8 protein-coding genes, 1 tRNA gene and 1 other RNA gene are annotated in these 8816 nt (G+C 57.5%); 6 read left to right on the top strand and 4 right to left on the bottom strand.

The window, feature by feature from the left end; genetic code table 11:
- Positions 1 to 64 precede the first annotated feature (64 nt).
- The 4 genes from NW852_RS09350 to NW852_RS09335 all read right to left on the bottom strand — a co-directional run bounded on the left by NW852_RS09350 (position 65) and on the right by NW852_RS09335 (position 5083).
- Positions 65 to 1816, bottom strand: coding sequence for a helicase HerA domain-containing protein (locus NW852_RS09350; protein WP_414371818.1), 1752 nt, complete (start codon positions 1814 to 1816; stop codon positions 65 to 67).
- Between the two features lie 1427 nt (positions 1817 to 3243).
- Positions 3244 to 3891, bottom strand: a complete 648-nt coding sequence (locus tag NW852_RS09345) for a hypothetical protein (RefSeq protein ID WP_414362490.1) — start codon at positions 3889 to 3891, stop codon at positions 3244 to 3246.
- Between the two features lie 21 nt (positions 3892 to 3912).
- Positions 3913 to 4932, bottom strand: a complete 1020-nt coding sequence (locus NW852_RS09340; RefSeq protein ID WP_414426677.1) for an endonuclease domain-containing protein — start codon at positions 4930 to 4932, stop codon at positions 3913 to 3915.
- A gap of 79 nt (positions 4933 to 5011) precedes the next feature.
- A tRNA-Lys gene (locus NW852_RS09335) sits at positions 5012 to 5083 on the bottom strand.
- 100 nt (positions 5084 to 5183) lie between these two features.
- On the opposite strand from NW852_RS09335, the gene ssrA reads away from it, so the two are divergent.
- The 6 genes from ssrA to NW852_RS09305 all read left to right on the top strand — a co-directional run.
- Positions 5184 to 5581, top strand: a transfer-messenger RNA (tmRNA) gene (ssrA, locus tag NW852_RS09330).
- 161 nt (positions 5582 to 5742) lie between these two features.
- Complete coding sequence (locus NW852_RS09325; protein WP_414371812.1) at positions 5743 to 6261, top strand: DUF4330 domain-containing protein; 519 nt, start codon at positions 5743 to 5745, stop codon at positions 6259 to 6261.
- A gap of 15 nt (positions 6262 to 6276) precedes the next feature.
- Positions 6277 to 7308, top strand: coding sequence for a UDP-3-O-(3-hydroxymyristoyl)glucosamine N-acyltransferase (gene lpxD / locus NW852_RS09320; protein WP_414364391.1), 1032 nt, complete (start codon positions 6277 to 6279; stop codon positions 7306 to 7308).
- Positions 7298 to 7705: a hypothetical protein gene (locus NW852_RS09315; RefSeq protein WP_414398854.1), complete on the top strand. Its 408-nt coding sequence runs from the start codon at positions 7298 to 7300 to the stop codon at positions 7703 to 7705. The genes lpxD and NW852_RS09315 overlap by 11 nt, the downstream gene beginning before the upstream one ends.
- Positions 7692 to 8036, top strand: coding sequence for a hypothetical protein (locus tag NW852_RS09310; protein WP_414426676.1), 345 nt, complete (start codon positions 7692 to 7694; stop codon positions 8034 to 8036). The genes NW852_RS09315 and NW852_RS09310 overlap by 14 nt, the downstream gene beginning before the upstream one ends.
- A gap of 41 nt (positions 8037 to 8077) precedes the next feature.
- The coding region (locus tag NW852_RS09305; RefSeq protein WP_414426675.1) for a Uma2 family endonuclease at positions 8078 to 8816 on the top strand (739 nt) is incomplete at its 3' end.

The raw sequence follows: 8816 nt of genomic DNA, 5'->3' as shown, positions 1-8816 counted from the left end.
GATCCTTGCCAACTACTAGCTGGGGGAAGGGGCAACCGTTCCAGAGCAGGGCGCCAGGCAGGAGCTAGGATTGGCTGCCTTGAGAGCGCTGGATCACCTCAGCTTCGCTTAGAGGGGTAGGGGCGTGGAAAGACAGGCACCAGGGAGTTTGGACTTTGCAGGGCGGGTGAAGCTCCTGCGAGGAGAGGTAGAATTGCCCCACCTTCAGGATCGCTACATCCTCGCCGCTTCCTCCCCTCTGGGCAATTTGCTCGCGCACCACCTCGATAGCCGCTGGCGACGTGACCCGGCCAAAGAACTGGGTGGAGCAGTTGGCAATAATGTTGTGGTCGATGCTTTTGGGAGCCTGGGTGGCAAAAATGAGGCCCAGGCCGTATTTGCGCGCTTGGGCGGCTAGGCGCAGCAGGCTCTGCTTGCAGGGGGTAGTCCCCTGGGAGGGCACAAAGTCTTTGGCCTCGTCGATGGCCAACAGCCCGCGCACTGGCGCTTCCGGCGGAGCGGGGTTTTTCTTGATCCAGGCAAACAGCGCCATGGCCAGTTGGTTTACAAATTGCTGCTGTTCGCCCAGGGTAGGAAGACCCACCAGGTTGATGACCGACACGCGGGTTTTGCCATAGCCTGCGCCCAGCCCCAACAGGCTGGCCGGATCCAACGCCGTGCCGCTTTGACTGAGCAGCTTGTTGTTGACCATGGCAGCCTTGAGGAGATTGGCCATCTGCAGGGCCAGTTGCGGAGCCTTGCTGATATCCGCTCCTGCTTCTGGGGGCAGATCTGCCAGGAACTCGGCAAACTCGGCCAGGGATCCGGGCTGGTGGGTGGCAAAGTACTTCAAAGCTGCCCTGAGAACTCCCCGCTTCAGTTGGTCGCTGACAGTCTTGCCGGGGGCCACGATTTCCTGAAGGGTGCCCCAGGCGATGTCGACGGCCTGATCCAGCTCTTCAGGATCGTCAGCCAGCGCAGCAAAGTCCGGCAGGGGGGCGAGGGTGAGGGGGTTACCTGCTGCCAGCCCAGGGGTCCAAATCACCACTTCGGTTTGGGCAAAGTAGCGCTCTGCCTTGGCCTGGTCTTCCTCTGTCCAGCCTTGGGGGACAGCAGGCCAGGGATCCCCCAGGCGGGCCAAGTCGTTGGCAGCATCGATAACGATGGAAGGGATCCCTTGCAAGGCTGCCTCCTCCACGATGCGTCGCAAAAGCACCGTTTTCCCGGAGCCGCTGCCGGCCAGGATCACGGTGTGCCGCACCAGCTCTGGGACGGGCAGAAAGACCGGCTCCCCTTCTCGGTTGGCCACCCAACGCCGCCCGACAAACAAACTCGGCAGGTGCAAGTCCTGCTTGGCTTGAGGGGCCCTGCCGTTCTCTACCCTAGAAAGTGAGAAATCCCCTTTTGGAGTTTCCTGCCCAGGGATCCCTTCCTTCAGCCAGGCGAGGATCTTGGCCAAAGCCGAATCAGGCTCGGCGGCTGCCAGTTGGGCAAGGGGTTGCCGCTCGGCCAGCCAGTCCGTAAAACCGGGCCTGGATTTGAGCTGTTCTAGGGCCAGCAGAACCCTGATTTCCCTTTCGCTGGGCTGCCAGTGGATCCCGCCCTCCGCAAGAAAACTCTGCCACAATTGTTGGCTTACCGGGCCTCTGGGCACTGGTATGGTGCGCACCACCACCAGCTTGCGAGATCGCAGGGCCGGATCGATCCCGGCGGCTGTCTTGGCGGCTCCCAAGCGGGCCTGGAAGGCCTTGGGATTACCTGACTGGATGGCTATCAGACAAAGGTGCTTTTCTCGCTCGTTGGCCTCATGGAAGATTAGGCGCAAACGAGAATGCATCTGGGAAAAGCTTTTGGCTCCAGGGAAATCCGTTTCAATTTGGGTACCGATGCTGGCGGGCAACTTTTCTTGCCAAACGAGAAAGTGACATACAGAAGTCAAAAGTTCTTTCCATGGCTCGTCTTTGTTTTCCTGTAAATATGGAGAGATATCAGCATCTTGCTTGAACTTCTCAAACTCGCGATCCAGTTCCTGCAGAGAAGCACTTGAAGTAGTAAGAGGAGAACCGGAGGCTCCTAACTCGATAACTTTCCCTTCTTTCAAGCAGCTCTCTCTGTGCTCATGGCATTTTCGCAAAAGCTCTCGAGGAGACAGAAATTCATTGCTTTTAAAAAACTCCGGCTTAAAGGGGTAGGAGGAATAGGGAGGGGTAAAGCCAACCTTGCGATAGGCTTTTTCTAAGCGAGAGACAACAACAGCCTCAGCAGTAGCTGCAGAGTCAAGAAACACTAACCTCAAAGGGAACTCAAAGCGACCTAAAAACGTAGAAACAACCGTCTTTTCTAGGATTTCCCAAGAGTCTTCTAGGCAGGAGACAACCACAAGAGATCGAGAGAGATAATCTCGTAGCGCAATAAGACCGCCCCCAATGCTGTGAACAATGTTTTCTGTAGTCTTTGCTTCTGCCCCTGATTCTTCTGAAGCTATATGAAATTGCATAATGATTGGATCCAGCTGATCCAAAGCAACTACAGTGGGTCCCCGCAGGCTCATGAGCCAAGAAAGCCCCGCGACGATCTCGCTGGGAGTTAAGCCTGGCGAGACAAAGCCAAACCTTTGCTTCGTCTCCGGATCATCTACACCTAGGCCCTCTATCCAGCTAATTCCGGCTGCAGCTATGGCAAAGTCGGCAGAGTTGGCCAAAATCATGGCCCGCACACAGTCTTGATACTTAAGTGTGTTACTCTTATCTTGAGTAAACAGCCATTGCAGAACTCGATTGACAACTCTGACCAAGAGGTCAGGAGGAAATTTAGCAATCTCTTTTGCCTTCTTAGGGCTGGCCAGGGCTTTCAGGAAGATTTGATCGAGAACCTTTCTTAACTGGCTTCTTCCATCTGGCTCTTCCTGCATCAAGGATGTAAGGTACCCTTGAACTACCGTTTTCCAGAAATCTTTCACATCTGTCATGTCCACCAGGACAAATTCCACGCCCCTTTCAAAGCAGCGCTGTCTCAATACCCTGAGCAGGTGGGTCTTCCCAGTACCGCCGCTGCCGACAACAGGGATCCCCAGCGGAGACTCGCTTTGGGGGGATTGGATCAACTTCTCCAGCCGCTCAAATAGCCGCTCTCTAGCTTCTCGATGAAGATCGGGAACGTCAAACTCTGGTGGCTGCCAGATTTTCTTCAGGTGAACCGTCCAATCAAAATCAACTTCCCTGAGAGCCTCAAGGGCCTTTTGTTGTTCTTCTGCACTCTGCATGCTTAACTCCTAATTCGCAGAAAGTATCTTTTGGCGCCGGAGAGGGTAATGGCTGCTGCCTCGATTGCGGGAGTGATAGATAAGGGATCGTCAATAGGCATCAATACAATCTTGGTCTGGCGATCTAAAGCCACAAGAGCCTGATCCAATTGCTGGCGTGGCACCTGGGGAAATCTTTGGCGCAGATCTGATAGGTAAACCCGGGAGTGGCGTCCTCCCATCTCCTCACAAGTTTGAAAGACCTTCTCGAGGAAGGCGGGATCGACTTTCGCTTGGCCAAAATCGGAAGGAGGTTGGCCAGAGCCGGCTGGCTTGAGGACATGGGCCAAGGGAACGCTCTCCCGCTGCACGTAGTCCACCAAAATTTCCAAGACCTTTTGCAAAACAACTGCTGCCTCCGGTGACTTGGAACGGGCAATGGCCGTTGGAGGTGTGGTGGAGGCCCAGTCCCAGGCCTTGTCAGTTAGTGCAAGCCGAGCTACTTTCCTTCCCTTTTCAACTGTGGTCTTGTATTCAATGAGGCCCCTTTCCTCCAGCAGCTTGAGCTCCTTGGCGCTGTGCTTTGGCTTCAGCTGGGACTTGGCCGGTTCTTCCCCCGTTAGCAGAAGCTTCCAGAGCAAAATTTCGCTCTTGGGCAACAAAGAGGTCATCTTCTCACTCTCCAACTCGCCTCAAAGCCGGCTCCGTTGCTGTTGAATTACCTTGCGGATCATCTCCACCGCCCGCTCGCAGTCGCTCATCACCAGATCGTTGGGGATCCGCAACACCAAGTAGCCGGAAATCAGCAGTTGGTAGTCCCGCAGGCGATCCTGGTAGTAGCGGTCTCGGCTGCAGTGCTCTGGCCCGTCCACTTCCACCACCACCTTGCCCTCCCGCCAAAGGAGATCTGCTCGAAAGGATTGCCCGGTTACACTTTGTAACACTTGGTTAAACTCTAGCAGATCCTTGAGCTGCGGGTCCGCTGCCACCCGCTCGGCTAGCTTCTTCTCTGCTAGGCTAAAGGGGTGAGGGGATCCCTTGCAACCCACCACCACCTGCACCGAGCTGTCGAACTCCTCCCGCCTCTCCGGGAGCGGCAACTGGAGGGCGCCGTAGCTCACGGAAGCCAATTCAGGGTGAGCGGCCAAAGCGCTCGGCACCACCAGCACCAGCCGTGCTTGACTGTGGTCGGCCAACCAGGTAGCTGCCTTGGCCAAACCGAGAAGGTAGCTGGGCGCCGGCTCTGGCTCATCGGTTGCTAAAGCCAAGGTTAGCTCGCGAGGGGCAATGGCCTTGGCCAGTTGCTGCACCTGGATTGCCCGCTGGATCCCTGGCACCACAGGCAGGCGTTGCTGCTGGCACAAGTGCATTACTGCCCTAAGCCAGGTACTGGAAATGGCGGGATCCCGTTTTGCGGACAGCTCTCGGGCACGGAGGCGATTGAGAACCTGGGCCTCTGCCGTTCTGCCCGGCTCAAACTTTTCTCCATACCAATAGGGCCAGAGGGATAGAGCTACCTCCGCCAGCACCTGCAGACACTCGTCGAGGATGACATCCTGGGCCGGAATTCGGTGCCAAAGCTTGGAGACAAAGACCGTCTCCCGAGTTTCAGCCTCTTCCGCCAAAATTGCCAGCGCCTCCTCCACGGACGGCGCCAGCAACAGCTTTACCTCCCCCTCTTTGCCCAGGTCTGGCCACGAAAGAACGGCCACCTCGCCCTTCCCCCCTGCCTTTCTAACTAACTAAAAATCCTGGCTTGGGATGGGTCGGGGGAGCAAGAGCATCGAAAGCTGGGTCGGCAGGGATTCGAACCCTGGGCCAATCGGTTAAAAGCCGAGTGCTCTACCGCTGAGCTACCGACCCAAGTTTTCAGTTCTTAGAGAGTAACACAACTTTTGTTATATTAACAGAGGCTCTAGCCAGATCCCCAAGGATTTTGCTATTCTAGGTTTAGCCAAACCCTGGGGCTGTAACGGTTTCGACGGGGTGGCGAACAAGGGTTCATGATGCAGGTCGGGCTTGAGCTTATCCCGTTACCACCAGGCTCAACACAGTACGTGCGAACAACGTCGTACCTTTTGCTCGTAAAGCAGCTGCTCTGGCTGCCTAAGGCTCAGTAAAGAATTACCCTGAGCTCGAGGATCCTCCCACGACCCCGTTAAGTGGGCGGATTATAACCCCAACGGGTGCAGCTCTCTTCTCCCGCTCCGTCGAGGGAGAGACTAAGCTTAGGCGGAGACCTCCCGTCGCCGGGATCTAAACGGCGATCCCCGCCTCGAGGGTCAGAGAGGCTAAGCCTGTGAAGGAGTGAACCCCCAGTACCCATCTCGGACACGGGTTCGACTCCCGTCAGCTCCATCTTCAGGCCAACCCTACTTGCCCAGGCCCAGCTAATCCTCGGCTACAAGCGGGGCTTCTGAGTTCCTCTAGAGGTGGATCCAACCTCAACCGGCTTTGCGGGCGGAGGAGCTGCTATTGCTGTGCCCTACAATCAAGGGCAGTGAATTGGAGAAAAGAGAGCCATGCGGCTCATCGATGAACGGGGGCGTCTTCTGGGAAAGGTCAGCCTTCTGGATCTAGGGGCGCTGGCAATTGTGGTGGCGGCGATTGTGGCTGTCCTGTTTCTCCCAGGGCGGCAGGCGGGCAGCGTCGTCCAGGTAGGGGGTGGCCCCACGCTGCCAGTGGAAGTGGATATGATCGTGCGGGGGGTCAGCAGCCGATCCCTGGAACCCTTTCAAGTGGGTCAGAAGGCCGACTTGATCATCCGCAACCAACCCTACGGCCAGGTGGAGGTGGTGCGGATAGAAAATGTCAGCCGCACTGTGCCAGTAGTTTTTCCGGATGGACGGGTTGAAAACTTGCCTGACCCCGAGCCCTATCGTTTTGATCTGGTGTTTACCTTGCGGGGACGGGGCCAGAAGACGGAAAATGGCATTGTCCTGGGCAACAACCGCGTCAAAGTTGGCGTTCCCCTGGAGCTGGAGACTTTTAGCTACAACTTGCGCGGCACCGTGATGGAGGTGCGGCTGCTGCAATCGTAGAGAACCCCCACCCTAATGCAGCTACAGGAGATTGCCCAAAGATTGGGATGCACCTACGAGGGGGATCCCACCCTGGAGATCCACGGCGTGGCCAGCCTGGCAGAAGCTCGCCCAGGCGAGCTGAGCTTCCTCAGCGAGGTCCGCTACCTGCCTCTCCTGGAGCAAACCCAAGCCAGCGCCGTCATCGTAGGCGAATCTGTAGTTTTGCCCCGCCCCATCCCCTGCCTGCGGGGCAGGGATCCGCGCTTGCTCTTTGCCCAGGCCATCGAGCTGTTTTACCAACCCTACCGCCTGCCCGTCGGGATCCATCCCACAGCCGTGATCGATCCCAGCGTGGAGTTGGGGGAGGGGGTAGCCATTGGGCCGCATGTGGTGGTGATGGAAGGGGTGAAAATTGGCAACTACACCCAGATCCACCCCAACGTAACCATCTACCCCCACGTGCGGATTGGATCCCGGTGTCAGCTTTTGGCTAACTGCGTTATCCACGAACGCACGGAGATTGGCGACGATTGCCTCATCCACAGCGGCGCCGTGATTGGCGACGACGGCTTTGGCCACATTCCTCTCCCTGATGGATCCTGGCGGCGCATGCCGCAGGCGGGCCGGGTGGTGCTGGAAGACGGCGTAGAAGTGGGCAGCAACACCACCATTGACCGGGCTGCCGTTGGCGAGACGCGCATTGGCCGCGGCACCAAGATCGACAACCTGGTGCAGATTGGCCACGGTGTGCGCACGGGATCCCACTGCTTGATCGTCGCCCAGGTGGGCATTGCCGGCAGTACCCAATTGGGCCACCACGTCATCTTGGGCGGGCAATGTGGCTTGGCGGGGCATCTGCACATTGGCGATGGCGTGCGTGTGGCCGCCCAGACAGGGGTGACCAGCGACATTCCTCCTGGCCAAACAGTAGCCGGCTACCCCCACCAACCCATTGCCGAATGGCGTAGGAGCATAGCAGTCCAACGGCACCTGCCTGAGCTGCAGCGGGCCCTGCGCAAGCTGGAAGCACGGGTAGCCAAGTTGGAGCAAAACAGTGGGAGATAGGGGATCAAGGGTTAGCCTGCTGATAGCCAATTCGCTTGCTTGCCCCCAACGCCTAGCCCAAGAAAACACTCCCCTCACCCGCCGGCAACTGGCGGAGCTCATGCCCTCGGCACAGGGGCTGCTCAGCGATGAACCCGAAATGGAACACTCCCTCCACGCCCTGCAGCTTTTGATTCTGGTGAGCTGCCTCAATCGTCCCTGGCAAGACCGCAACGACTACTTCCTCGCCTGGAACCTCACCGTTTACTACAGCCGAGAGCAATTCAAAAACAAAGACTTGCGCGGCCCGGATCTGTTTTTGGTCAAAGGGGTAGAAAACCGCTCTCTGCCTTCTTGGGTGGTGTGGGAAGATCATCGAGCTGCTTTCGGAATCAACAGCCAAGGTGGATCGGGATGAAGAGCGGGAGCTTTGCGAAAGGGTTTTTAGGACGCCGGAGTACTTTTACTTTTCTCCCGAAACGCAGGAGTTTACGGGCTTGCAACTGAGGGGGGAACGGCATGAGGAGATTGAGCCACCGAAGCAGAGGTGGCGCTGGAGGGAAGTGTTGGGGCTGCGCCTAGGCATTCCTAACCAGCAACTGCGGTACTTTTTCCCCAGTGGGGAGCTGATGCCCACACCAGAAGAAGCTGAGAAGATCGAATGGCAGTGGGCTGAGCAGGAACGGCAACGGGCGGAGCGCCTGGCCCAAAAGTTGCGAGAACTGGGGGTGGATCCCGATACTTTGTAAAGAAAACTGGCCAGCCCAAAATACCTCTCGGAGAACTGGCAATGACCAACCCCAAACCGATTATTGAGGTGCCGGATCCGGTTAATCTACCCGACTGGCCCCCTACCCAAGACGAGCTCCCCTACGACGACGGCGTACCTATGGAAAGCTGGCGACACAAGTGCCAGATGGACTTGCTCATCTCCGTCACCCAAACCTGGCTGCAACAGCGCCCTGATGGCTTTGTCAGCGGCAACATGTTCCTCTACTACAGCTTGGAGCAGACCCGCAGCCGCAATTTCCGAGGGCCTGATTATTTTGTGGTGCTGGGAGTGCCCAAGGGCGAGCGCAAAAGCTGGGTGATCTGGGAGCAGGGCAAAGGGCCAGACGTGGTGATTGAGCTTCTTTCTCCCAGCACTGCCCAGGATGATAAGACAAGCAAAAAGCAGCTTTACGAGCAAATTATCCGGGTGCCGGAGTACTTTTGGTTTGACCCGTTTGAGCCAGAAGACTGGGCGGGGTTTCGGCTGAGGGGCGACCACTATGAGCCGATTGAAGTCGATGCAGAAGGTCGCCTGCCGAGCGCAGTTCTGGGACTGTACCTGGTGAAATGGGAAGGCAGGTTTCGGGACATCGAAACCACATGGATTCGCTGGGCCACGCCTGCTGGAGAGCTGGTGCCCACCGAGGCCGAACTGGAGCGGCAAAGGGCTGAACAAGAACGGCAACGAGCCGAGCAGGCCGAACAGCGGGCGGAGCGCCTGGCCCAAAAGCTGCGAGAACTGGGGGTGGATCTCGATG

It is taken from the genome of Synechococcus sp. H60.1 (genome assembly GCF_047462335.1).
GTDB lineage: Bacteria > Cyanobacteriota > Cyanobacteriia > Thermostichales > Thermostichaceae > Thermostichus.
This window is presented reverse-complemented; position numbering and strand designations above follow the sequence as displayed.

Excerpts from the sequence above, each read along its gene's own strand:
- NW852_RS09350 (WP_414371818.1), bottom strand. The coding sequence starts at position 1,816 with ATGCATTCTCGTTTGCGCCTAATCTTCCATGAGGCCAACGAGCGAGAA.
- NW852_RS09345 (WP_414362490.1), bottom strand. The coding sequence starts at position 3,891 with ATGACCTCTTTGTTGCCCAAGAGCGAAATTTTGCTCTGGAAGCTTCTG.
- NW852_RS09325 (WP_414371812.1), top strand. The coding sequence starts at position 5,743 with ATGCGGCTCATCGATGAACGGGGGCGTCTTCTGGGAAAGGTCAGCCTT.
- lpxD (WP_414364391.1), top strand. The coding sequence starts at position 6,277 with ATGCAGCTACAGGAGATTGCCCAAAGATTGGGATGCACCTACGAGGGG.